22 protein-coding genes are annotated in these 22,439 nt (G+C 40.7%); 4 read left to right on the top strand and 18 right to left on the bottom strand.

The window, feature by feature from the left end; translation table 11 throughout:
- Positions 1 to 180 precede the first annotated feature (180 nt).
- Both ACW689_RS19480 and ACW689_RS19485 read right to left on the bottom strand, forming a co-directional pair.
- Positions 181 to 1,857 (bottom strand): ATP-binding protein, encoded by a 1,677-nt coding sequence (locus ACW689_RS19480; protein ID WP_476293851.1) that lies wholly within the window; start codon positions 1,855 to 1,857, stop codon positions 181 to 183.
- 48 nt (positions 1,858 to 1,905) lie between these two features.
- A complete protein-coding gene (locus ACW689_RS19485; RefSeq protein WP_476293852.1) occupies positions 1,906 to 2,151 on the bottom strand; it encodes a hypothetical protein in 246 nt (81 codons plus the stop codon).
- Between the two features lie 169 nt (positions 2,152 to 2,320).
- On the opposite strand from ACW689_RS19485, the gene ACW689_RS19490 reads away from it, so the two are divergent.
- Entirely contained in the window at positions 2,321 to 3,178 is an 858-nt protein-coding gene (locus tag ACW689_RS19490) for a gluconeogenesis factor YvcK family protein (protein WP_476293853.1), read from the top strand.
- Here ACW689_RS19490 and ACW689_RS19495 read toward each other — a convergent pair.
- The 7 genes from ACW689_RS19495 to ACW689_RS19525 all read right to left on the bottom strand — a co-directional run bounded on the left by ACW689_RS19495 (position 3,175) and on the right by ACW689_RS19525 (position 6,938).
- Positions 3,175 to 3,516: an Hpt domain-containing protein gene (locus ACW689_RS19495; protein ID WP_476293855.1), complete on the bottom strand. Its 342-nt coding sequence runs from the start codon at positions 3,514 to 3,516 to the stop codon at positions 3,175 to 3,177. The genes ACW689_RS19490 and ACW689_RS19495 overlap by 4 nt on opposite strands.
- Positions 3,517 to 3,804: 288 nt before the next feature.
- On the bottom strand, positions 3,805 to 4,152 hold the full coding sequence (locus ACW689_RS19500) for a hypothetical protein (protein ID WP_476293856.1): 348 nt from the start codon (positions 4,150 to 4,152) through the stop codon (positions 3,805 to 3,807).
- On the bottom strand, positions 4,149 to 4,418 hold the full coding sequence (locus tag ACW689_RS19505; protein ID WP_476293858.1) for a hypothetical protein: 270 nt from the start codon (positions 4,416 to 4,418) through the stop codon (positions 4,149 to 4,151). The genes ACW689_RS19500 and ACW689_RS19505 overlap by 4 nt, the downstream gene beginning before the upstream one ends.
- A 6-nt stretch (positions 4,419 to 4,424) precedes the next feature.
- Positions 4,425 to 4,571, bottom strand: a complete 147-nt coding sequence (locus tag ACW689_RS19510) for a hypothetical protein (RefSeq protein WP_476293860.1) — start codon at positions 4,569 to 4,571, stop codon at positions 4,425 to 4,427.
- Between the two features lie 260 nt (positions 4,572 to 4,831).
- Complete coding sequence (locus ACW689_RS19515) at positions 4,832 to 5,263, bottom strand: acyl-CoA thioesterase (RefSeq protein WP_476293862.1); 432 nt, start codon at positions 5,261 to 5,263, stop codon at positions 4,832 to 4,834.
- 6 nt (positions 5,264 to 5,269) lie between these two features.
- Complete coding sequence (locus tag ACW689_RS19520) at positions 5,270 to 6,088, bottom strand: M23 family metallopeptidase (RefSeq protein WP_476293864.1); 819 nt, start codon at positions 6,086 to 6,088, stop codon at positions 5,270 to 5,272.
- Positions 6,081 to 6,938 carry a 6-carboxytetrahydropterin synthase gene (locus tag ACW689_RS19525; protein WP_476293866.1) on the bottom strand — a complete coding sequence of 286 codons (858 nt, stop codon included), beginning with the start codon at positions 6,936 to 6,938 and terminating at the stop codon, positions 6,081 to 6,083. Before ACW689_RS19525 ends, ACW689_RS19520 begins: the two co-directional genes overlap by 8 nt.
- A gap of 194 nt (positions 6,939 to 7,132) precedes the next feature.
- Here ACW689_RS19525 and fabA point away from each other — a divergent pair, with 194 nt between their 5' ends.
- On the top strand, positions 7,133 to 7,648 hold the full coding sequence (fabA, locus tag ACW689_RS19530) for a 3-hydroxyacyl-[acyl-carrier-protein] dehydratase FabA (RefSeq protein WP_476293868.1): 516 nt from the start codon (positions 7,133 to 7,135) through the stop codon (positions 7,646 to 7,648).
- Between the two features lie 67 nt (positions 7,649 to 7,715).
- Here fabA and rmf read toward each other — a convergent pair whose 3' ends face one another.
- The 3 genes from rmf to ACW689_RS19545 form a co-directional block, all read right to left on the bottom strand.
- Positions 7,716 to 7,886, bottom strand: a complete 171-nt coding sequence (gene rmf / locus ACW689_RS19535) for a ribosome modulation factor (protein WP_476293870.1) — start codon at positions 7,884 to 7,886, stop codon at positions 7,716 to 7,718.
- Positions 7,887 to 8,555: 669 nt separating this feature from the next.
- On the bottom strand, positions 8,556 to 9,830 hold the full coding sequence (locus ACW689_RS19540; protein WP_476293872.1) for a metallophosphoesterase: 1,275 nt from the start codon (positions 9,828 to 9,830) through the stop codon (positions 8,556 to 8,558).
- 40 nt (positions 9,831 to 9,870) lie between these two features.
- Positions 9,871 to 12,657 carry a TonB-dependent receptor gene (locus ACW689_RS19545; protein ID WP_476293874.1) on the bottom strand — a complete coding sequence of 929 codons (2,787 nt, stop codon included), beginning with the start codon at positions 12,655 to 12,657 and terminating at the stop codon, positions 9,871 to 9,873.
- Positions 12,658 to 12,977: 320 nt separating this feature from the next.
- Here ACW689_RS19545 and ACW689_RS19550 point away from each other — a divergent pair, with 320 nt between their 5' ends.
- Together ACW689_RS19550 and ACW689_RS19555 are read left to right on the top strand one after the other, a co-directional pair.
- Positions 12,978 to 13,883: a GGDEF domain-containing protein gene (locus ACW689_RS19550; protein ID WP_476293876.1), complete on the top strand. Its 906-nt coding sequence runs from the start codon at positions 12,978 to 12,980 to the stop codon at positions 13,881 to 13,883.
- Positions 13,884 to 13,886: 3 nt separating this feature from the next.
- Positions 13,887 to 14,900, top strand: a complete 1,014-nt coding sequence (locus tag ACW689_RS19555; protein ID WP_476293878.1) for a helix-turn-helix domain-containing protein — start codon at positions 13,887 to 13,889, stop codon at positions 14,898 to 14,900.
- Between the two features lie 28 nt (positions 14,901 to 14,928).
- Here the strand turns inward: ACW689_RS19555 and ACW689_RS19560 are convergent, their stop codons facing one another.
- The 6 genes from ACW689_RS19560 to ACW689_RS19585 form a co-directional block, all read right to left on the bottom strand.
- A complete protein-coding gene (locus tag ACW689_RS19560) occupies positions 14,929 to 15,108 on the bottom strand; it encodes a hypothetical protein (protein ID WP_476293880.1) in 180 nt (59 codons plus the stop codon).
- A gap of 41 nt (positions 15,109 to 15,149) precedes the next feature.
- Positions 15,150 to 15,899, bottom strand: a complete 750-nt coding sequence (locus ACW689_RS19565) for a cupin-like domain-containing protein (protein ID WP_476293881.1) — start codon at positions 15,897 to 15,899, stop codon at positions 15,150 to 15,152.
- 9 nt (positions 15,900 to 15,908) lie between these two features.
- Positions 15,909 to 16,610 carry a SapC family protein gene (locus tag ACW689_RS19570; protein WP_476293883.1) on the bottom strand — a complete coding sequence of 234 codons (702 nt, stop codon included), beginning with the start codon at positions 16,608 to 16,610 and terminating at the stop codon, positions 15,909 to 15,911.
- Between the two features lie 11 nt (positions 16,611 to 16,621).
- Positions 16,622 to 18,157 (bottom strand): tryptophan halogenase family protein, encoded by a 1,536-nt coding sequence (locus ACW689_RS19575; protein WP_476293885.1) that lies wholly within the window; start codon positions 18,155 to 18,157, stop codon positions 16,622 to 16,624.
- A gap of 89 nt (positions 18,158 to 18,246) precedes the next feature.
- Complete coding sequence (locus ACW689_RS19580; protein ID WP_476293887.1) at positions 18,247 to 21,204, bottom strand: TonB-dependent receptor; 2,958 nt, start codon at positions 21,202 to 21,204, stop codon at positions 18,247 to 18,249.
- Positions 21,205 to 21,423: 219 nt separating this feature from the next.
- Positions 21,424 to 22,428 carry a LacI family DNA-binding transcriptional regulator gene (locus tag ACW689_RS19585; RefSeq protein ID WP_476293888.1) on the bottom strand — a complete coding sequence of 335 codons (1,005 nt, stop codon included), beginning with the start codon at positions 22,426 to 22,428 and terminating at the stop codon, positions 21,424 to 21,426.
- Between the last annotated feature and the right edge of the window lie 11 nt (positions 22,429 to 22,439).

A 22,439-nucleotide genomic window follows, 5' to 3' on the forward strand; every position in this document is an offset into this window, starting at 1 on the left:
ATCGGCCTTAAATCGATTTATGATAGAATTCGAAGACCGATTAAAAGATGTTATTTAAAACTGGCAGTTACACAGAATCTGTTACAGGGTCGCAAATCGTGACGTGGCAGCATTACAAGAGGTTCGACATAAAGTTTACACAAGAGACTTATTCAACAAAGATTGACGAAATGGCTTTTTCTAATACATCGAAGCGAATGGGCTTGGTAAGTCCATGCCCACCGAAAGGCATTTATCCCTGTCTTCTTGTCCTTCATTAGCGGTAAGCGCGAAGATTGGGATTGTTAATGCCATTTTTTTGCGCATATATTGAGTTGCAGTAAGCCCATCCATTACTGGCATCATCATGTCTATCAAGACTAGGTCATAATGGTTTGACTTGGCCTTATTTAATGCGTCAGAACCTGTCCCGGCTAACGTTACCTTGTGACCAAGCTTTTCTAACAACGCTTTTATTAACACCTGATTAGCTTGGTTGTCTTCTGCGACCAATACGTTTAAGGGTTGTAAGTGACATATCTGAGTAGGGCTATGAGTTGACTCTTTTGCTACTTGATAAGGTAAAGTCACGGAAAACGTTGTGCCTTCATTCAATTTACTTTCGCAATGGATCTCACCTTTCATTGCTTCAACAATCCGCTTGGTGATACTCAAACCTAATCCAACCCCCTCTTGTTTGCGCTTAACACTCTCACCGACCTGCGTAAATGGCTCAAATATTTGTTTCAAACCTTGTTCACTAATTCCAACGCCTGTGTCTTGAACGCATAAATACAGCAAACCAGCGTGTGCTGATGCGTTAAATGTAATTTTTCCATAACTGGTATATTTAAACGCATTCCCTAATAAGTTAAATAATATTTGTCCCATCCTAGTGGGATCCGTATCGATTACTTCAGGCAAGTTTTTATCTAAGTGAACTTCAAAACTTAGCAAATCCGATTGTCTTACGCTGAACTGAGCGGTAATAGAGTTGAGTAATGTTTTAAGATCAACGTGCGCGCTTTCTAACTCTAATGTTCCAGACTCGATTTTTGAAAAGTCCAATACATCAGAAATAAGTCCTTGCAACAAATTCGCGCTACTTTTTGCATATGATAGCCACTCTCTTTGTTGGTCATTAAGTTCTGTATCATTTAGTAATTCAACCATGCCCAAAATGGCATTCATGGGTGTGCGTATTTCATGAGACATAACTGCTAAAAACTGGGACTTTGCTAAATTGGCACTTTCCGCCTTTTCCTTAGCATTTTTATAAGCTAACTCTCTCTGTTTGGCGTAGGTGATATCTTTCGCTATGCCCAAATAGCCAATGTAGCCTTTACGTTCATCATACTGGGGTCGGCCGCTGAGAGATATCCAAGTAGACTGATCCGTTTGCATTTGAAATTCAAAGTCATAAAAGTCGTTTCGCTGGTTTACTATGCGTAGAAAATGCTGCCATTTTCGATGTTGCTGGTGTTCGTGATGATCACCGACGGATGTTAAGCTTTCTCCGATAAAGTATCGCGAATAAAACGCATTATCCTCGGTAAATGTGCTGACTTGTGTAAAAGTCATTTTGTCATCCGTACGCCAAAACCACTCTGATGCAAGCTCGCTAAATAGCTCTGACTGCAGTGCTGTTTGTTTTAACAAGTCTTGGAAATGGTCGGTTTGCTGTGAGAATTTTTTTGATGATATCAGCTTGGCACAAAGCTGTTTTAACACCAGCCGAAAACTTGCATCAGTAACAAGGTGTTCTGGACAAATATCGCTTTCGATTTGTGTGAGTAAAAATACTGCGTTTTCTGATGAGTCTTCTAAAAAGATAACCAATGTGTTTTCTAGTCTACTGACTAATGATTGCTTTTGCACAGAAAATGACAGCTCGCTATGTGGATCTTTTACATAAACCCCGCCTAATTATTTAGCCTGCGAAAGTACCCCAGTGATTGGCCAAACTGTGTGGTTAAATGCTTGTTCGCTTTGACTGTGAGCTATATAGGCCTCTTCATTATCTGGTATGAGTAACACACAGTCTTCATAGGTCATAAACGGAGATACTGCAGCGGCAAGCATTGAAAAGAGTCCTAATTGATTATTTGAATGGCAGATCATGCCAAGCACTGGTTCTAGCCGTTCTATTGGAAATAACTCATAGCGTGACATTTAAGTTCTCTTCAATTTGCTTTGCACAATGCAAATATAGTGGGCGTATGATTTTTGTTCCAGCAAATAGCATGAATATTTGCAACGTTTCAATAAGTTACAAACATGATAAATGTGGAATGAGCTATGCTTACATAATTACATTATCAACTCTTTGGTAGCGCACAAAATGAAAATAGTTTGCCTAGGCGGTGGTCATGGCCTCGCCCAAGTATTAAAAGCAATAAAACCCCTGACAAGTGAACTCACTGCGATCATAGCCACAACAGACAACGGGGGAAGTACTGGTAAAATCCGAACCGCTCAACACTGTGTTGCTGTCGGTGACATTAGACGTTGTTGTGTGGGGCTTGTAGAAGATAACTCACTTATTCAAACCTTATTTGAACATAGATTTAATGGTGGTGACGTTGATGGTCATAGCCTCGGAAACTTGGCTTTGCTTGGTTTATTGCAACTTACAGGTAGTGCGACTGAAGCGGTTTCAAAGTTCAATACCTTACTTGGAAATTCAGAAACAATATTACCTATGTCGGATGACCCAGTGGATTTAGTTGCTACGATGCAAAATGGTGAAACCATTATTGGCGAGTGCGAAATTGACGCGCTTGAACAATTACCTGAACACATTGGGCTCACTAAACGAGTGCTTGCTCATGAGAGAGCTATCAGTGCTATACATAACGCAGATGTCATTTTGATAGGGCCTGGTAGCACAATATCCAGTGTTATGCCGCCATTACTGGTTGATAACATAGCAGAAGCTTTAACAAAGACGACTGCATGTAAAATTTTTGTAGAAAACGTCTCTCGTGAAAATAGTGTTATGGCGAAACTAGACGATGACAATGTATTTGAGTGGATGCAGAAAATGCTGGGCTACAAGTTTTGTGATATGAGCTTATCACCTCAAGCTATTGCTCAAATATCTAAAAGTGATGAATGTATTAATTGCACTAAGCAATTACACAATATTGAACAATTAAATGAAGTATTTTCAAAGCTATTGCACTGTAAAACTGATTAAGCGGATTGTTGAGCAATGATCATTTTTGCATCAGAAAAAGCCTCAGCGCTTTGCTTACAAGCTTGCTTAATTAGTGGCTTTAATGCGCTTAACGTGATGCCTGAATGCTTAGTGGTCATTTCCAAAAGTTCGCATGTTTGCGCCAAAACTAAAGCACCATAACTACGACTACTACTTTTTAAGCTATGTGCAATATGGGCAATATCACTAATGTTTTCGGCGTTGTTGAGTTCTTCAATTTGCTTTAGAGACTCAGATACATAAACACTTAAAAGCTGTCGTGCTAATTGATCACCAACATCATTGCATAATTGAGAAAAAACCTGTTTATCTATCATTTTTGTGCCTTTGGGGGTCGTAATGAGTTATCAAGTTATTTTTATGGTTGATTCTGCCGGCTATGGCGGCATCGAATCTCATATTATTGAGTTAGCAAAACTTTTAAAACGTCATCATGTTGAGTGTAGCGTGCTTTTTTATAAAGACCATAATAATCAGAATTATTACAATAAGCTTGGCAAACATAACATTGCTTTTAGGTACCACGACAGATAAAGTGCCATCAAACGATGAACCGTAAATGTCACTGCTTGTACTGCCTGTAATTCTGGATGAGCCACTATCTCCTATAACCGTATAACGCAAACTGTGGGTGTGAAAAATTCGCTATATTGACGAGTGACACCATTAGATACAACAGTTAAATACACATTTTTTATGGTAACGCCCTGTGATTGCGACTTCTCTGTTCCATTTGCAGGTTCATTTACATCAATCGCAAATACTAAGTGCCCTTCATTGTCTTGACGATACCACTCCAATGCATCTGCTGTTGGTTTTTTGTCTGAAAGGTGGGCTAAAAACAAATCAATTTCACCGTAACCTTGGCGTATGGTGTCTTTGAGCTTTACTGATTCAAAAGCTGCATTTACTAGCGGGCAAAATACCAGAATAAATAGACTTAAATATTTCATAATGAAAACTCCTTGGTAATTTGCGGATCACCAGATACAGTGGAAAACATATCAACAAACACAGATCCCATCACGTTTTCGACGTACAAGCTTAAGTTAAGCTGGTCTTTAACCTTGCCGAGAAACAAGATGTTGCCTTGGGCGGTGTACACTTTCATGAAAACTAGGTCAGCACTAAAACCGTAAGATTTAGGATCAATAATGAGTGTATGTTGACTGAACTGAGAGAATTCAAACTGCTCACCCGCAGGATTATCAGCTAACAAGTTAGATTAGCTAGTTGACTCGGTTTGAACTTCAACTTGGGGCGTAGGGCTATTTGCTTGAGGTTCACTTTGAGGTGCACTACTTTGTTCGCTTCCACCTCCCCCACAGCCACACAATATTAAAGTTGCGATAGCCACCAATGTTTTATTCATAGTCTCAACTCCAAAAGTAATATTAGAGTTGAACGTTCAAAAAACACGCCAATTCATAATATACTGATTACTTGCATATTTCTTTTATCGCTTGTGCAATATGCAACGCATTATGGCTTAGGCGCCCTATTTGATTATTGCCCTTATATAAAAGGCTCAATTGATGAGTTAGGTAAAAGACACCCAGTATGATGTGTTCCAAACTATTGTGGAAGTAGGCCACATAAAGTGGCCCATTTTTTAAATCGAATTACTTGACATTACTTGAATCCAGAGAGCATTTTCTCGCAAACCACAGGTGTCGGCCTATGGTTATCATCTACAGCAACGAATGTAAAACTGCCAGAAATAGCCAAGTGTTTATCATCTTTATGCATTCGCTCTAAGTAGATCTCTACTTCTACTTTAAGGCTGGTATTACCCACGTGTACAACTCGAGATACAAGCTCAGCGAACGTTCCCGCTGGGATCGCTTCCTTAAAATCAACTCTATCTGACGAAATTGTCACAAGAGGTTTACGACAAAATCTAGTTGCAGCAATAAACGCTACCTCATCCATCCATGCCAAAGCATCGCCACCAAATAAGGTGTTATGGTGGTTTGTTCGTCCAGGGAAAACCGTTTTAGTTACTGAAGTTACTGAATCTTCGATGCGTTTTGCAATAATTGCGTCTTTATCTATGTGTGTCATTTGTTACTACTTTTTGCTCGCCAAAGTGTCTTGCATTAATAATTGTGGATCAAGTCGCTCATTATACCAATTAAAGCGCCAATCTAGATGTGGACCGGTAACTCTGCCAGTCGCGCCAATATCTGCAAAGTGGTCGCCTGTATCTAGCTTATCGCCAACCTTCACGTGAAGTTTGCTAAGATGAATATAGGTAGAGCTTATTCCATATCCGTGATCGACAATGACGGTACCGCCACTGTAATACAAATCAGGATCTGCAAATGTCACGACACCGGGTAATGGCGCAAGCACTGGGGTGCCTGTTTTATTAGCAATATCTAATCCATAGTGAGGGTTACGCGGTTTGCCATTAAAGTACCGTTGGCTACCATAAACGCCTGAAATACGGCCCTCAGCAGGTCTTAGCACGGGTAATTTAAAGTACTCAAGATCAGATTCTGTAGCCCTTGCTTCTCGAACAGCTTTAGCCTCTTCTCTAATACGCTTTAGAACTGTTTTAGGTGGGGAAACATATTTCTTTTCAACACCTTCTATTCGATCAATTTTAAAATCGCGGCTCGCTATCGACAACACCTTTTCATGTTGCTTACCATTGTTATCAACCCATGATAATGTCTGCGCGGCTTCGGCATCTCGGCCAAAACCAAATACAAACTCTCCATTAGGTGTCAGCCTTAAAGGTTTGTCGTTCAGAAAAACAGATTTTGCGCTTTCTAACTTACCAATAACCATACCGCCTTGGGTTAGATCTCCCTTTAGCTCTAACGCATTCACATCAATAGATGCGCAGAAAAGACCGGCTAACAGCAAACCAATTTTAAGCATATGCAATGGCTCCTTTACCCACACCTTCATACGCCTTCACCATGATGGTTTTGTCAGGGTTATCTTTTTTGATTTGTTCGGCTAGGTAGTCAGCAATACATTCAACGGTGGTATCACAAGGTAAAATATCACAACGTGCTTCACTGATTGCAAGTTCAAAGTAACCCTGAGTTGACTCATAAGCAAAGCATATGTCACCTTCTTTTGCTGTCACATGCTTAAGTGCATTCGCATCAATAATATCCTCTTGTGTACCTAAGTAAATATCTTGCCACTTTGTAGCCCACTGTTTTTGCATACGCGGATGTTTCATGCCATCTACAAACACACCTAATTGTGAGCGATGACCATGGATAATACGCTGACAATTTCCGTCATGTTTTTTCAAACCGTGACTGTAGTGATAATAAAAGCTTTCTGTAGGTTCAGCTCTGAGCTCTATACCTACATCTTTCACATTACTAGGCATTTGCGGCATTATCACTGATTTCAAAAATGCGACAACAGCGTCTTCATTAACAATTTCGGATTCAAGCATACATACGGCTTGTGTAGGCGCGTTCATTGCCAAATGGTGGCCTTCGCCAAATTCACAGTCAACGGAGACCGAATCATTTTCAAATGACACGTTGCCGTTTAGACCTTGTGCAACGGCAAGTTTATGGTCGATTGTATCGTCGATGATTCGTTTAATTTGTTTCTTTACCAACGCAAAATCAAGAACCATTGATTCGTCATTCAATTGACCGTGGAGAGTCAAATCAACAATCCAACTTTCGCCAACGGCGCCACGTTTGTTACAAAGGTAAGAAAAATCAATGACAGTCAGTGCATCTACAAAAAGGATCATAAACTTCCGATAAACTAGTTAAATACTGGGGGTATTATATGGTTTTTTAACTCAAAAAGCGCCCCATACAGTACGAGAAATCATTATTAATGAGAATTATTCTTAGATAATGGTGTTTTTTAACTGTTCAGAGTTGTTTAGCGTACAAGTGTACGCTAGAGTAGCTGCGAATTTTTAAGCAAAGATTGTGAACTATGGAACCAAAAAATAGCTATACAAAAGAAGAATTAATCCTATGCGGTCGTGGAGAAATGTTTGGTGAGGGCAATTGTCGTCTTCCTAGCGACAACATGCTTATGATGGATCGCATTATTGAGATCAACGATGACGGTGGTGAATTTGGCAAAGGTCACATCATTGCCGAGCTTGATATCGACCCAAGCCTATGGTTCTTCGATTGTCACTTTAAAGGTGATCCTGTAATGCCAGGATGTCTTGGCCTTGACGCAATGTGGCAACTTGTTGGCTTTTTCTTAGGTTGGTCTGGTGGTCCGGGACTTGGCCGCGCATTGGGTGTTGGCGAAGTAAAATTCACAGGTCAAATATTGCCTACAGCTAAAAAAGTAACTTACCGAATTGATATGAAGCGCGTAATAAAACGCAAATTATTCATGGGCATGGCTGATGGTACAGTCGAAGTCGATGGCCGCGTAATTTACGAAGCGAAAGACCTTAAAGTTGGCCTGTTCCAAGACACAAGTGCTTTCTAAAATTTTCGTTTTAAACAACAAAGCCCCTATCTTAGGGGCTTTGTTGCTTCTTAATTCTGTATAACAATCACGTTTTATATTCATTGCGATTGTCAATCGCTTCACGCCATCCACCTAGCCACTGCGATCTAGGCTCTATTTGTTGATATGGGCATAACTCTTTCGATCTACCTGCTAAACCAGCTTTATATCCTTGTGAATGTGCTCTTTCTAAGCGATCTCTTTTCTGTCTCTTCATAGGTAAAATCCTCACCTTTTTGTTCAATGATGTCGATGAAAAAATATCATCAACATTTAATGATTAGTTAATAAAACCGTCGTTTTCAACTCTATCGAACGAATACATTTATTCATTCACTGCAAAATTAATTGAGTTGCAGCTGATACGACTTTTACTCTTAACTGATGTGTATTCCCGCGCACATCTCGCATTATTGAATTATTGAGAACAAACAATTACCCGAGCAAGTACCTTTGCATCAATGTACTCGGTCTTACTTGACATAATTGTTACAGAGCAGGGTTGGCCAAACCTTCAACGTCAATTAATCATATTAGATGAAAGCATGCAATAGCATTTTTAAAACGCCAATAGTAGATGAATTAACAACCAAATAATTCATACGCAATATAATAAGATTTGAAATTTAAATTCCAACATTTGTTAACTTTAGATCTTACCCATGCGCTTCTCACTTTAAAAAAACATTCATATTTCTGACATAAAAACTTTTCTTTTTAATTCAAGATAAAACAATCAATGAGACGGTGCTTGACTGTAATATTGGAAACAGGCGAAGAAATTACTAACGAATAACGCGACTTTCTCGGTTGGCTTATAGGGACATTATTACTAAATTCATAACAGAGAATGGTGCAACCAATTTGGTCACACCAAAAACGATGATTAGAGGCTTCTGTGTGAAAAACTGAAGCTGTCTTGAGGAACTAGTTTACCTGATTGATCATTAGGAGTGGTGTAAAAACTAACTTTTAGTTTATCGTCCATATTGTCCAGACTGACATGCGCAAAACCCCATACAAAGCTTTTCGACCAAACTAAGTCATATTCTTTAAACTGTGCTTCTTGATATTTTGCTAACCTAGAATGCATGCCACGCATTTTTGATGCAGCCCCACTTATGATTAAAGGAAGCTTGGATTTTCCATGTCCAGGTGGTAACACGCGGGAACAATCATCGGTTAATAGCTCAAGATCATGCTCGTGCCCTGCTATATATGCATCTGCATGTTCACACAACTCTGGCAAAATGAGTCTACGTAACACGTGAGCTTCATCGTATTTTGTTCCGCCAATTGACCATAAAACGTGATGCCCATAAACTATCTTCCACTTTGCGGTTGAGTTTTTTAGACCATTGGCCAGCCAAACAAGTTGTTTATGGTCCTCACCGTTGAGCGGCACTTCGTGTTTTTCGATGTCTTCGATTTCGGCTTGGCCACTTGCAAGTGCGGTTGCTAATCCTTGCTCTGAACCGTCCGGACGTAATGGAATTTCATAATAATGCTGTCCCGATAAAAGCATATTAGTATCCAAAACGAAAAACTCAACATCATGGCCTGGTTGCCCTTTCTTAAAGCTGTAATATCCTGAATCCTGCATATGGAAATTGGGTTGTTTAGCCATCCACTTAGTTTGTAGTGCAACGCCTTTTCGAGATGTTTTCCAATCATGGTTACCCAATGCAGAGTAGACCACCAGCGATTTATCTTGATCAAATAGTGGTTTTAGAGGCGATAGAATCAAATCATCCATGCGTTTTTGATCATCTTTACCATCTTTAGCATCTGCGCCATCAGGGTAAATATTATCCCCTAGCTGTATACCAAACTCGCAAGGTTTAGTTGCACAAAGCATAGCCATTGCTTTACCTACCGCATGGGCTCCGCTCTTTTCGGTCACAACGTCAGTGCCAGGATAGACATAAAGCGGTGCATGACCAAACTCTTCAATTGGCCTATGCTCTTCTAGCCAGTCGGCTTTTTCTGCCGCGATGAACTGAGCTTTGTTTTTTGGCTTTTTAAACACTTCTTCTTTGGGATATTCGACACTGTAACCGCCGTCACCAAATGCCAAGAAGTCTATAGAGTCTATGTCGTTTGCAAGCGCACTGGTTGATAGAAGTGAACTAAATAATAGTGATAGTTTTACATGTTTCATAGTGTTGCAGCCAACATGAGTTGGCCGCCTCCTAAATCAATTAATATGAATTAAAGCTAACGCCTAGCTCAAAGGTTCTGCCATAAGTCTCATACTGATAGCTATATTGCGAAGTGCCGTGATATAAATGGAACGGTTCATCCGTTAGGTTGACCGCATTGAAGTACACTTGAGTTTGGTCGGTAACATTGTATTTTGCGCTAAAATCCAATTGCATGTGGTCGTCTTGATATACTTGGGCTTCGCCATCTTGTTGTTGGTAATTTTTGCTCTTGTAACTTGCACTTAGGCGCGTACTTAAGTAACTGTTTTCATATCCCAACATCAAGTTTGCAACCGTATCAGACTGATTCGGTAACTTGTCATCCGCATTGATAAACGTACCGTTTAACCCTACCATAATGCCGTTTTTGAAGTTTTTGCTATAAGCAAGCTCAATACCCGTCAAGCTGGCTGAATTACCATTGCGAGATTGTTCGACTTTCTTATAACCTTGCCATGGCGCTGTGCCTTGAACCTGCTCTAGGGTGATGAAATTTTCAATATCTTTGTAGAAAATACCAGCCGAGATCACTCCGATCCCGTCAGGGTAATACTCTACTGACACATCAATGTTATTCGACTCAAGCGGTTTTAGATCTGGGTTGCCAACTTCTGCTTTTCGCTCCGTGACAGCTCCGTTATCTTCCATCGTGACTTCTGTTTCTATTACTTGAAATGCCGCAGAGTCAGAAAATTTAGGACGTGCAATCGTGCTCGTATACGCAAAACGCGTTACTAAATCTTCTTCTACATCATAACGAACCGTTAAGTTTGGCAGTAAGTGGTTATATTCCTTTTTTGTATTCCAAGCAGATATATCAACACGTTCACTGTCATTTACTTCATCGTTAATAAGCTCAACACGATTACCTTGCGTTTTAAATGCAGTGGACTCATAACGCAGTCCAGAAATCACCTGCCATTGGCCCATATCTAGGGTGATCATGGCATATGCTGCGTTGATTTGTTCTTCTGATAGATAGCTTTTCCCTTTGTTATTTATGTCCGTATCTATTTGGTTTATTTCAAATGCAGAACGATTTTTTAACACATAACCTTTTAATCCACTTCGACTTAACCCAGGCCCAAAGTCACCAAGGGAATAGTCAGGTGCGTTAGTTGCAAATTGGCTTGCAAGGATGTCATCAAAGCCACCATCATAAACAATGGCGTTAACGCCTGAGGTTTTTTCTCTTTTATTGATCTTGGCACCAAACTTAAGCTGGGCGTTGTAGTTATTCAAAACAAAGTCTTTACTTAAATCTACTTTGAAGCTCGCCGATTCATCTTCGCTCAAGTTATTCTCAAAAGTAATTTCATCTAATTCAAAATTGCTCAGATCGTGCGCGTCAGCACTATGTGTTAATGCAGGATAGTCACCCAAATTTGCATATCCCAAGGTCAAATCTTTGCCTTTAAAACTTGCGTCCAAACGGTTGGGTTCCTCTTCATCCGACTTTGAATAGCTCGCGCTGTATTCGACTAACCAAGGACCAAATTGCTGCTCTGCGCCTGCAACAATTGATAAAATTTCCTGACTTTCGTACCTATCTTTTGTATCTCTATCCATTGCAGCGCCTTCAAACTGCGCATAGTTATGAGATGCTGAGCCAGCAATAAGATCACCTTTATCAAGCTTATATTCATTGCGTAATCTAAACTCATCATCGCTGAATTCACTGTATAGTGTGCGTAAATAATATGCGTTGGCGTTTTTATCGCGTAAATCGAGATTTAACGCGGCCCCTAAGCGCTCTCTTTTTATCGAATAGTGACGTTGCTCGATTTCTTCAGCCGTTCTTAAACTCACTTCATTGGCTTGTGTATCTTCTAGGGTCAGTGTTTGCCAACCGCCGTCTGTTTCCATGTTGTAAGAGCCGAACTTGCGCTCAGACCATGAAAGTGCAGTGGCCACACCTAAATCATAATCTTTGCTAATGGAAAAAATATCAGAGAAGCTACCCGAAAGTTTTGGGCTGTTATCACTCGTTTGTTTGTTATAGGTCGCCTGTGCATTTGCGCTATAGCTCATGCCATCACGGTCAAAAGCGCTCAAACTTTGCACTTCGATGCTACCACCAATTGCAGAGGCATCCATATCAGGTGTAACGGTTTTGCTCACTTCTAAACTTTGGATTAGCTCACTTGGGATCACATCCATCGCAACGCTACGTACGCCTGCTTCGGGAGAAGGCACATTAGCGCCATTAATAGTGACATTATTTAAGTTTGGATCGATACCACGAATACCAACAAAACGGCCTTCACCTTGGTCTCGCTGGATAAACATACCAGGTAAACGCTGGAGCGCTTCGGCAGCATTTTGATCAGGAAGCTGGCCAATTGAATCACTGCTAACAATCGCTTTTATACCGTAAGCATTTTTTTGCCTGTTAAGCGCCCCTGCTTGTCCCGCTCTTTGACCTACCACTATCACATCTTCAATGACTTTATCTTCGGATTCGAGTGTTAGTTTAGTGTCTATGACTCTGCCATCCACAACCTCGATGACTTGTTCAACGCGTTTCGCTCCTAAGTAGTCAACAAGTAGCGTGTATCTACCCTCAGCTAGGTTTGAGAGTTTAAATGACCCATCTCGTTTAGTAACCGTGCTACGCTTTAACTCTTTGATGGTCACTTTTGCGCCCTCAAAAAAGACGTCGTGATTTTGATTACTGACCTTCCCTTGAATAGTGTTCGCCATTGAAAGAGTGCTAAAAAGCGCACCACTCAACGCGAGCGCAATTTTAGATTTGATAAATTTTGACGGATTGTGTGTTTTCATTTTAATTCTCTAGTTGCACAGGATAAAGAGCGCGAGTACCCCACTCGGCTCAGTGAAGGCACAATAGAGAAATCACATGAAAGAAATATTTCAGGTATTTTGAAGGATTATAAATTTGCAGCAGATCAGGTTGATTTACACGCAAATTGAGCTATTTTGACCCCCATTAGGCCATTTATATATCTATATTTTGCCCATTTAGCCAAAAAAGTGCGGTGCTTGTCATAATTTTAGTCACTCGTGTGAGCTATTCTAACCCTGTCTATCAATAAGCATACTAAGACATACTTACAGCACCGAAATAAACTATGCGCCAACTCATGCAAAATAATTTTATAAAGTTACACAAAGCTTTGTTTTCTACTCTACTCATCACGTTACTAGCAACCTATTTGCTTATTATACAGGTGAGTACTCCAAGGTTTGAAGGTGAAATTAAACTCATCGATTGTATTGGCGAAGGTGGTATGGCACTGGTCACTTTACTGTGGATCATCGCGACGTTATTAGCCCGACCGAAAGGAAAAGTAACGTCATTGTTATTTTTTGGATTACTCGCGATGCACCTTACCATGCTATTAGACTTTTTAGATGAGTTTTACATATTTAACACGCAAGGCGACTGGTATTTGAATTTCGAGGCATTTCCCGCCGTCATAGGCATGTGTTTAATGAGTCTTGCGATACATTATTGGTATCAAGAACAACAACTACTTAATCAAATGCTGGTAAAAAAAGAACGTTTCTATCGGGAAAACGGTTCGACTGATTTCATCACTGGTTTATATCGCGCGGATTACATGAAACAGCAAATATGTGATGAATTAAAGGCCCATGGTGAAACCGGTTTGGAGTTTTGTGTCGCGCTCATCGATATTAAACATTTTTCTAAATTCAACGCAAAGTATGGCTCTGTTAAAGCAAATAGTTTGCTTGCAGATGTTGGACAAATAATCCTACTGAATCTTCGCGACTTCGATTTGGCCTGCCGATATGCTGGTGATCGTTTCATTATTCTGCTCCCTCAAACCAATTTATGCGATGCAAAAACGGTGATCCAACGAGTCGCTAACATGGTGTCGCAGCATACCCCCTATAACAACAAGCATGCTATAAACGGGTTTACTGACATCCATTGGCACTGCGCACAAGCTAAGCAAACGGATACGTTGACTAGTTTACTAGAGCGCCTGAATAATGAACTTCTTACCTGTAAAGCTGCTTAATCAATGAAGCCTTATTTTGAAGCTAACCTGCGACGCTTCAAAGCTTATGAGCTAGTATTGCCTCTGGTTGAACTAGCCCAGCAGCGAGGGTTAGTGCCAGACAAGGCGTTAAAAGGTTCAAAGCTTTTTTATACTGATCTCAACAACTCTGAATGCAAAGTGAGCTTTGAGCAAATTTGTATTGTCATCAGTAATGTTTCAAAACATCTACCATGCGATGGCCTTAGCTTTTTACTTGGTCAGCATTTATTGAATTCTTTGGAAGGCCCTGCGTTCAAATCGCTTTTACATGCCAAAAATCTAAGAAACATGTTTAGGGTCTGTCAGCTTTGTCACGACTCTCTATTTCCTTATATGTATACTGATATTTATCGCAGTAGCGGCAAAACCCATTTTATTTGCAACTTTTCAATTGCAAAACCAAGTAGACAGGTACAAATATTTTTCTTTGAATTGCTCGCAAGCTTGGTAATTTATTTATGCAAATGGCGCTTTAGTGGTGTTAGACAACTTGAAATTAAATTTCCTTACGACCAACCAAAATATATAGAGCAATTTCACGCGCATATGCCGTGTAATTACCAGTTTTCTCACCCATGTTTTATGTTCACAGTACAAGATGAATTATTGAGCTCGCCTCAGTCTCATCCAGTGCTCAGCATGTCCAAATTTTACTTAAGACAGCTAGGCGATAAAAAAACAAAAAGTGGCTTTGTTGAGTACATTTCAGCACATTTAAAATGTGTGCCCAAGGCCACCAGCGAGCAAATTGCACTGCGTCTTGAAATGAGTACAGCCACATTTAAGCGTAAGCTAAAACAACACAATGTATGTTTTAAAGAGCTTAAAGATGAATATCAAAAGCAACATGCACTTATCAATATTCTTGAACGTGGCTACTCTAACGAACAAGCTGCAGTCGCTCTTGCATTTAACGATCTAACCAATTTTCGACGTGCTTTTAAACGCTGGACGGGTAAAACGCCTAGTGAAATAAGAATGATTAACCTTGATTGAGCTTTTGAATCAACTGCAAACGAATTTTTCAAGCGAGCACTTCATCTATCTCACCAAGCATGCCTTGCGCGTCAATTTCGATATAATCATGATTTTGTTCAGAAAATACATAATGATCAAATATATTGCGCCACGCTTGTTTTTGGGCATTTGGTAATTTGCTAATACTTAGTACAGCATGTGCTAAAGCATCAGTGGCTAATCCCAAATGCTTATTAATAGTCCTCCACCAGTAATTGACCAACGCATTTATTTCACAGGTACTTTTGACATGATGCCACACATACTTGGAATATATATCGCGTCCCCTGATTCTAGCTCTACGTAATACGCATTTTCAAGCGCATGTCGGTATTTTGGAAAGCGCTTGTGGTCAGGGTTGCTAACATCAACCATGCTGACAATCTGGCCCGCAGGCGTAAAATCAACAGGCCCAGGGTAGAGGTTGGTGATTTGCTCAGGGGCGAAAAGGGTAAATGCTCTTTTACCAGCCACGACACAGGCAATATTGTGTGGAACATCGTAATGCGCAGCTACTTCACTCTCGCTACCAAGCCAAAGACTCACAAGCGGCTGCAGGTCAACGATAGGAAGGTCATTGTCACCTCGAAAGTTTGGTAAACAATAGTCCAGCGTCGTTGACCCCATATACACGGTGTTTTTTTGCGCGATGTTTGTACGTAATAAGTGATTGATGATGTCATAAATGTACGTTTTCTTTTGTTGAAAATTTTTTCCAGTGTGTGTCGCATCATAAAAAAGCCTGCCTTTGTGCCTAGCATCACATTCGTACGCATAAACAGGTACTTTGGCATCAAACTCCAGAATATAATCGCAAAAGCGCTGAGCACTATACTTTGCGCGCTTGACCGCAGGCCAATCTTTTATTGCTCCTTTAAAAACGACAGGTTCTGGGTTTTCGAGCTGACTGCATTCATGCACTGCAGCGACCATTTGTTGTTGAGAATACGATTGGCAGATTGTTAGATGTTTCGCCATCGAACACTCCTATTTACGCTGTTTATCGATCAGTGTTTTCAGCTGTCCCAGCGAGGCGAGTATCATGTATATATGCTGCAGATATCCTTGTTGATGCAACAAAGATAATGTATGGCTATCTAACCTTGCTAACATATCTTCATTGATTGTGTATAAACCACTTAACTTATGCTCCCCGACATTGAGCAGCGCACTCTCTAAGAGATCAAGCTTCAACAAATAGTTTAGAAATTGCTGACTCTGCTCATGACCTTCATGAATGCGCATGAGAGTTTGGTTTATGTTGTCTAAAAAAGGGGTTGTACCACCTACCTCGTTAAATAGCGACTTCCCCCCAGTTTCACTCACTTTTGGGTGCGACATGTCAATATACACGGCGGGCTCTTGTATAGGTATGCCATTATGCTGTTTTTCAACAAAGCCTATTAAAAACGGCTGCCGTTGCATGCTCAGCGGTATGTGATTGGCATTCCAACCTTGCGCATCGAGATAAAGGTTTTTATCTGCCTCAACCCCTAAAAGTACAACACTTTGAAACTGACCCGTTTTTGTATCTTTTTTGAAAAATATCGCATATTCACTTTGTAATGCAGCGAACTCACTGGGGAATACGTTTGCTAAACTTACATTATCACCAAGCTCCGCACTATACCGATTGATAATACGCGTGTTTTTATGCGTGACATTGTCTAATAATTGTTCTTTGTTCATATATGCCACCTTTATAATTTAGCTATTCCAAACTCTTTAATATTCTCTATCAACGTGCGATTTGTGGGTAACATCGATAGCCCGTGCTGTGCGAACTGCGTGACGCTTTTAAACATGTCGTTTTGCCCCATATTCAAAGAAGCTTCTATAAACTTCGTATCGTACCCCATGCCATAAAGCACATATTGATAGCTCGCCGCTGAAAACACTTCGTCTACTTGTTCAAAGTCGCTGAATTTAGGAGTTTGATAGCGCCACATCAGCAATAAATCTTGGAGTGACTCAGGGATGGATTGAATTCGCATTGTACGCCAATAATCGGTATCGTTTCGTTGGCTCAATACGTAGTGAAGTTTTAAAAAGTCGATTATCCGTCGCCATCGATATGTGAACTTTCTATTAAATCGTGTTTGAACGATACTCATCATCTCACGGTTAACAGGCATGTAATCACATAAAAACTGTGCAGAAAGTTCGATCATGACTAAAGCCGAAGCTTCCAAAGGTTCAATAAAACCAGCAGACATGCCAATCGCAACACAGTTTTTATGCCAAAACTTCTCTCTGTAGCCGGGGTTGAATTTTATTTCTTTGAAATTTGCACAATCGACATCGTTTAACCCTTGTGCTTTTATGTATCGCTCAAGCTGCTGTTTTGCTTCTTCCCATCCAATGTATTCACTGGAAAAAGTATAACCAATACCACGCCGGCTAGGTAAAGCAATGTCCCAAATCCACCCATAAGGTTGTGCCGTTGATTTTGTACACGAAGCAAGTTCACTACTGGGCATTTGATGGATAACCTGTGTAGCCACAGCACTGTCATTTTTTAAAATATCTTTTTTTGACAGCCACTTCACATTGTAATGACCATTGATAAGGAGCGCCTTTGAACCCGTACAGTCAATAACAAGGTCTGCTTGGATATATCGCCCATCACCTGTAGTAAGTGAATGAATATAGCCATCATCATCAGCATTAACCTCTTTGATGTCACCAATCATATGTTCAACACCAAGTTTTGATGTGCAATGCGCCTTTAAAAGGTTGGCAAACTTTTCGGCATTAAGGTGGTAACCATAATTCCCTTTACCCTCGAAAGCGATATCACTTGGCATTTTTGGCGCTCTAGAGTGGTCACACCAATAGCTTTGAGGACATACGGCATGAGCGAAATCAACCTTATCTTTTACTTTATGCCAAGCACCGACCATATCAGTCCCTTGCTCAAAACCGATGGGTAATGAAAACGGGTGATAATAACCTTGTTGCTCTGCGTTTACCCAACCAATAAACTCAGATCCTTGTTTAAACGATGCGTCACATGCTTGCATAAATGTCCCTTCATCTATGCCAATTTTTTTTAATGTGTCTCTCATCGTTGGCCAAGTTCCCTCCCCAACGCCTATCGTTTGGATATTCACTGACTCTACCAGTTTAATACGAACCCTATTTTTAAGTTGCGCTGCAATCAATCCCGCTGTAAGCCAGCCTGCACTTCCGCCACCCACTATGAGTACTGTATTTATCGTTTTATGTTGGCTCATCACTCTTCGCTCAAATATGTCGACATAATATAAAGCCGCTGGAAAGCGGCTTTATGTCAATATTAGTACATTGAAATCAGCCGAGGCTGTTAGAAAGTATAGCGAGCACCCAAGTTATAGCGCGCACCATACTGCGCACCATTCAGGAATTGCTCTGGATAACGCACATAAACGCGTTGCGTTTCTTCGGTTACATTTAAACCTTCAAAAAATACAGTCAATTGTTCAGTGACTTGGTAATTTACGTTAACGTCAATTTGTGAGTAAGCCTCGGTAAATACAGGCGATGCATGCTGATCAAAGTCTGATAAGAACTCGTCACGCCAATTGTATGAAATACGGACTGATAATCCGTCTTTGTCATAAATTGCGGATAAGTTTGCAGAGTCACTCATACCAACTAATGCAAACTGAGCTGTAGTTACATCGCGATTTACGCTTACGTCACCGTCAACAAATGTGGCGTTTGCTTGTACACCAAAACCACTGTCCCAAAACATATGCTGTAAAGCCACTTCCCAACCATATAATCGTGAAGCTCGGAGGTTAACATCACGAGATACTGCAAACGTTGCAAGTGGATCAGTGCCATTCGCGCCAATACGAGTTCCCGTTTCTACACCCATGTTTTCATTGATCCGATCGTGGATAGCTTGATCTGATGGTTGAATACCCTCAGCTATCAATTGCTCTCTTGCTTCCTGAGCCCGGGGACCTGTGAACACATCACGTAGATCATCTATCGTTTCATTACTGGTCATGTTTACTAAAAAATTGTCAACCTTTTTATTAAAGTAACCAATCGAAGCATAACTTCCTTCTTGGTAATAGTACTCGAATGACACATCGTAATTATCTGCGACATAAGGCTGTAATGACGGATTACCTAACGAGACTTTTCGCTGCCCAACTTTTGGGTTACCCAAGAAGTCTTTCGTTGAACCTAGCGCGTCTATGGGTGGCCTCGTCAGAGAGCGTGAGTAAGATGCTCTGGCAATAACGTCATCAAGCAACTCGATATCTAAATCAACGCTAGGTAAAAACTCTTCCGTTTCACCCGAACCATTTGAAAAACTTTGCTCTGTCGCATACACGTATTCCCACTCGTTGCCATTAACCCATTCCATAGCAACCGCTGGACGCTCTAATCCAGCCGACTCAACGTCGGTTTTTTCATATCGTAATCCTACCGACACATTGAGTGGGCGCTCTGCGACTTCAAATGTCATGCTAGCCTGTGTGTATAACGCAGTTGTGGTTTCTTTTACTCGACTATCATTATCGATTGGACCAGCCTGAAACTTACCATTGACCTCTTGGGGCCATCCATCGTTGTAAATATCCGGTGCAATCGTATCTTCTATCGTTTCAAACAAACGCAGCACCTGATCGAAGTCAGCCGTTAGATAATAATTTACTGGCTTATCTCCTGCATTGCCAAAGCCATCTAGCAAACCATCAAGTGCTACTCGATTAAACATGTCATCCGGGAAATGAACAGCGGACCAGGTCCACCATCCAGCAGGGAGGTTTTGAGAATATGCCTTAGTTTGCTTGAACTCCATTTGCGTGCGTGCACCACCAAATGACACCTTATTCAAAAATCCATTTTCTGGATTGACCCATTCACCTTTGAGCTGAAACTGAGTCATGTCGTTTTCTTTTACTTCCTGCGTCACAGCACCAAATAATGACCCCATGTCAGCACCGGTTAGCTCCGCTTGAGGATTACCTTGGCCATCAACAAGATCAAAACCCCATAACGGGATCCCCCCTCCCGAAACCGCATTGGTTTTGACATTAATGTTTGCTGTGTTGGGACCAAATGCTTCCCCCGAGTCATTACAAAAGCCACAAGAAGTATTGCCGATAATTAGGAATGCATCATTGCCTAGCCCTGCACCTTCATATACTGCACTTGAGTCATGTGCGTCTAACTCAAAACTCAAAGAGTCTGAAGCTTGCCATGTTAAGTTAAAGCCTAAAGACTTATTTTCATTTATATACTCTGCGCGACTGAGGTTTGTGGCATAGTCACCACCAATTTCTGCAACATCCGTATACGTGCCATTTTCGTTAATTGTCGCACTTTTAACGTTACCACCGTTGTTAAACCACACGCCAAATGCATTGCGATTTGATTCAAATTCCAGCTTTGAATATGTGTAATCCAGCGTGGCTCTTACATCGTTATTAATATCGTACTGCAATACGAGTTGACCATTAACTCGGGTGCGTTCGTTGTCGTTTATAGAGTATCCCGAGTTTTGCGGATACCAAGTGGCTCCATCAGCGCGTTGATTATTATCTGTTAACTCTAGTTCTGGGGATGAACTAATATCTACATTTGGGATCCAGTTATCAATTGCCGCCTTTTCTTCTCTGTTATTGCGGTCTTGATAAGATCCGGAAAGTAAAATACCAAACCGATCGTCACTAAAGGTATTACTATAAATACCTGAAATTTCTGGTGTAATATCGTCCCCCGCTTCATTTGACGTTTCTAATACGCCTTTTAAGCCCAAAGAGGCTTTCAATCCGGGTGAATTAAGTGGTTTCGCTGTAAGCATATTAACTGTTGCGCCAATGCCACCACTTGGTAACGATGCTTTGGTTGTTTTATATATTTCAACCGCACTTACACCTTCCGTTGCGATATTTGCAAAGTCGAATGAACGACCACCAACGGTGGGTAGTTGACGACCATTGAGTGTGACTAAGTTAAACTCGGGACCCATGCCACGAACTGTTACTTTGCTACCCTCATTGTTACTTCTGTCAATCGAAACCCCTGTAATACGTTGCAACGACTCAGCCAAGTTCGCATCTGGGAACTTACCAATATCTTCAGATGTAATTGCATCTACAACCCCCGTTGCACTGCGCTTTACGTCCATTGACTTAATGAGGCTGCCTTTAATACCTGTAATCTCTATTACTTCTATTTTTTGTTCTTCTTGTGCTACTGCATAAGGCACTATGCTACCGCCTAAAATGAGCGATAAACTGCTTGCCAGCAAAGACTTATTAAATTGTTTTGTTGTCATAATATTGAGTCCCCGGACGTCACGATTGTTTATTGCTACGCAAAAACATAGAAGGAATTTGAGTAGCGAACAATGTAAGCGCTTACATAACGCAAGTGCAAAAATGAAAGCGCTTACATAAAATTAGAGTATTATTTAATTTGAGTCAAATAAAAACTCTGATTAAAAATTAGTATATTTATAGAGACAGATTTATCTCTTAAGTTATGCCCATATAGCTTAGTTTATCTTCTTGAGGCAGGAGTCACGAACAATAAGCTGTGGCACAAACACATCTTGCACATCTAGGCCCTTAATACCATAAACCTGCTTAAGTATTTGTTTTGCTGCCATATGCCCCATTTCATAAATGGGGTAATCGACTGTTGTCAGGGTTGGATACAAATAGCTGGCGTAAATAATATTATCAAATCCGACGACTGAAAGTTGACTCGGAATATCAATACCTAGCTCCCTTGCTCGGGTCATAACACCTGATGCCATCTCGTCATTCGCACATACAACAGCTGAAAACTCGTCAGCGTGCTCCATTAACCAGTCTAGCCCTTCTCGCCCTGAGTTTTGCTGATAATCCCCTTCGTATAAACTATTTTCATCGAACACACCATGAGCCTGTTCAATGGCTTGTTTATGTCCCGCAAGTCGTTGTTGTGCATCTTGCTTCCATAAAGGCCCTGAAATGTAGGCAAGTTTATAATGACCATGTTCTAGCAAGTACTGTGTCGCTAATAAACCGCCTTCTTTGTTGTCTAAGCTTATACATCGCTTGGCAATTTTTTCGATAAAACGATTTATTAAGACAAATTCAATACCGTTATTGTCAAGTTCTAATAAGTATTCATCGGAAACCGCTTCCACGTGCAATATAAGCGCGTCACATTTTCGGCCAATCAAAAAATCAATGCTTTCTCTCTCCCTGACTTCATCTGCATGGCCTGACGTGATTATAGTGTGCTTTCCTTCCATTCTAAGTGTGTCTTCAATAGCACTCATCATATCTCCGAAAAACGGACCATGTAGCTCAGACACAAGCACACCAACACTGTTTGAACGGTTAGATGCTAAAGATTGGGCAATTGAGTTGGGTTGATAGCCAAGTTGCTGCATTGCATCGAGTACTTTTTGCCTTGTTTTGTCACTGACTTTGGCATTATTGTTCATTACTCGTGATACGGTTGCCAATGACACACCCGCTAATTCAGAAACTTGGTAAATTGTGGCCATAACCTTCTCTT

It is taken from the genome of Pseudoalteromonas sp. ABE4_541 (assembly GCF_056312285.1).

Excerpts from the sequence above, each read along its gene's own strand:
- ACW689_RS19555 (WP_476293878.1), top strand. The coding sequence starts at position 13,887 with ATGAAGCCTTATTTTGAAGCTAACCTGCGACGCTTCAAAGCTTATGAG.
- ACW689_RS19515 (WP_476293862.1), bottom strand. The coding sequence starts at position 5,263 with ATGACACACATAGATAAAGACGCAATTATTGCAAAACGCATCGAAGAT.
- fabA (WP_476293868.1), top strand. The coding sequence starts at position 7,133 with ATGGAACCAAAAAATAGCTATACAAAAGAAGAATTAATCCTATGCGGT.
- rmf (WP_476293870.1), bottom strand. The coding sequence starts at position 7,886 with ATGAAGAGACAGAAAAGAGATCGCTTAGAAAGAGCACATTCACAAGGA.
- ACW689_RS19525 (WP_476293866.1), bottom strand. The coding sequence starts at position 6,938 with ATGATCCTTTTTGTAGATGCACTGACTGTCATTGATTTTTCTTACCTT.
- ACW689_RS19490 (WP_476293853.1), top strand. The coding sequence starts at position 2,321 with ATGAAAATAGTTTGCCTAGGCGGTGGTCATGGCCTCGCCCAAGTATTA.
- ACW689_RS19550 (WP_476293876.1), top strand. The coding sequence starts at position 12,978 with ATGCAAAATAATTTTATAAAGTTACACAAAGCTTTGTTTTCTACTCTA.
- ACW689_RS19565 (WP_476293881.1), bottom strand. The coding sequence starts at position 15,899 with ATGGCGAAACATCTAACAATCTGCCAATCGTATTCTCAACAACAAATG.
- ACW689_RS19580 (WP_476293887.1), bottom strand. The coding sequence starts at position 21,204 with ATGACAACAAAACAATTTAATAAGTCTTTGCTGGCAAGCAGTTTATCG.
- ACW689_RS19540 (WP_476293872.1), bottom strand. The coding sequence starts at position 9,830 with ATGAAACATGTAAAACTATCACTATTATTTAGTTCACTTCTATCAACC.
- ACW689_RS19495 (WP_476293855.1), bottom strand. The coding sequence starts at position 3,516 with ATGATAGATAAACAGGTTTTTTCTCAATTATGCAATGATGTTGGTGAT.
- ACW689_RS19520 (WP_476293864.1), bottom strand. The coding sequence starts at position 6,088 with ATGCTTAAAATTGGTTTGCTGTTAGCCGGTCTTTTCTGCGCATCTATT.
- ACW689_RS19500 (WP_476293856.1), bottom strand. The coding sequence starts at position 4,152 with ATGAAATATTTAAGTCTATTTATTCTGGTATTTTGCCCGCTAGTAAAT.
- ACW689_RS19510 (WP_476293860.1), bottom strand. The coding sequence starts at position 4,571 with ATGAATAAAACATTGGTGGCTATCGCAACTTTAATATTGTGTGGCTGT.
- ACW689_RS19575 (WP_476293885.1), bottom strand. The coding sequence starts at position 18,157 with ATGAGCCAACATAAAACGATAAATACAGTACTCATAGTGGGTGGCGGA.
- ACW689_RS19545 (WP_476293874.1), bottom strand. The coding sequence starts at position 12,657 with ATGAAAACACACAATCCGTCAAAATTTATCAAATCTAAAATTGCGCTC.
- ACW689_RS19485 (WP_476293852.1), bottom strand. The coding sequence starts at position 2,151 with ATGTCACGCTATGAGTTATTTCCAATAGAACGGCTAGAACCAGTGCTT.
- ACW689_RS19570 (WP_476293883.1), bottom strand. The coding sequence starts at position 16,610 with ATGAACAAAGAACAATTATTAGACAATGTCACGCATAAAAACACGCGT.
- ACW689_RS19585 (WP_476293888.1), bottom strand. The coding sequence starts at position 22,428 with ATGGCCACAATTTACCAAGTTTCTGAATTAGCGGGTGTGTCATTGGCA.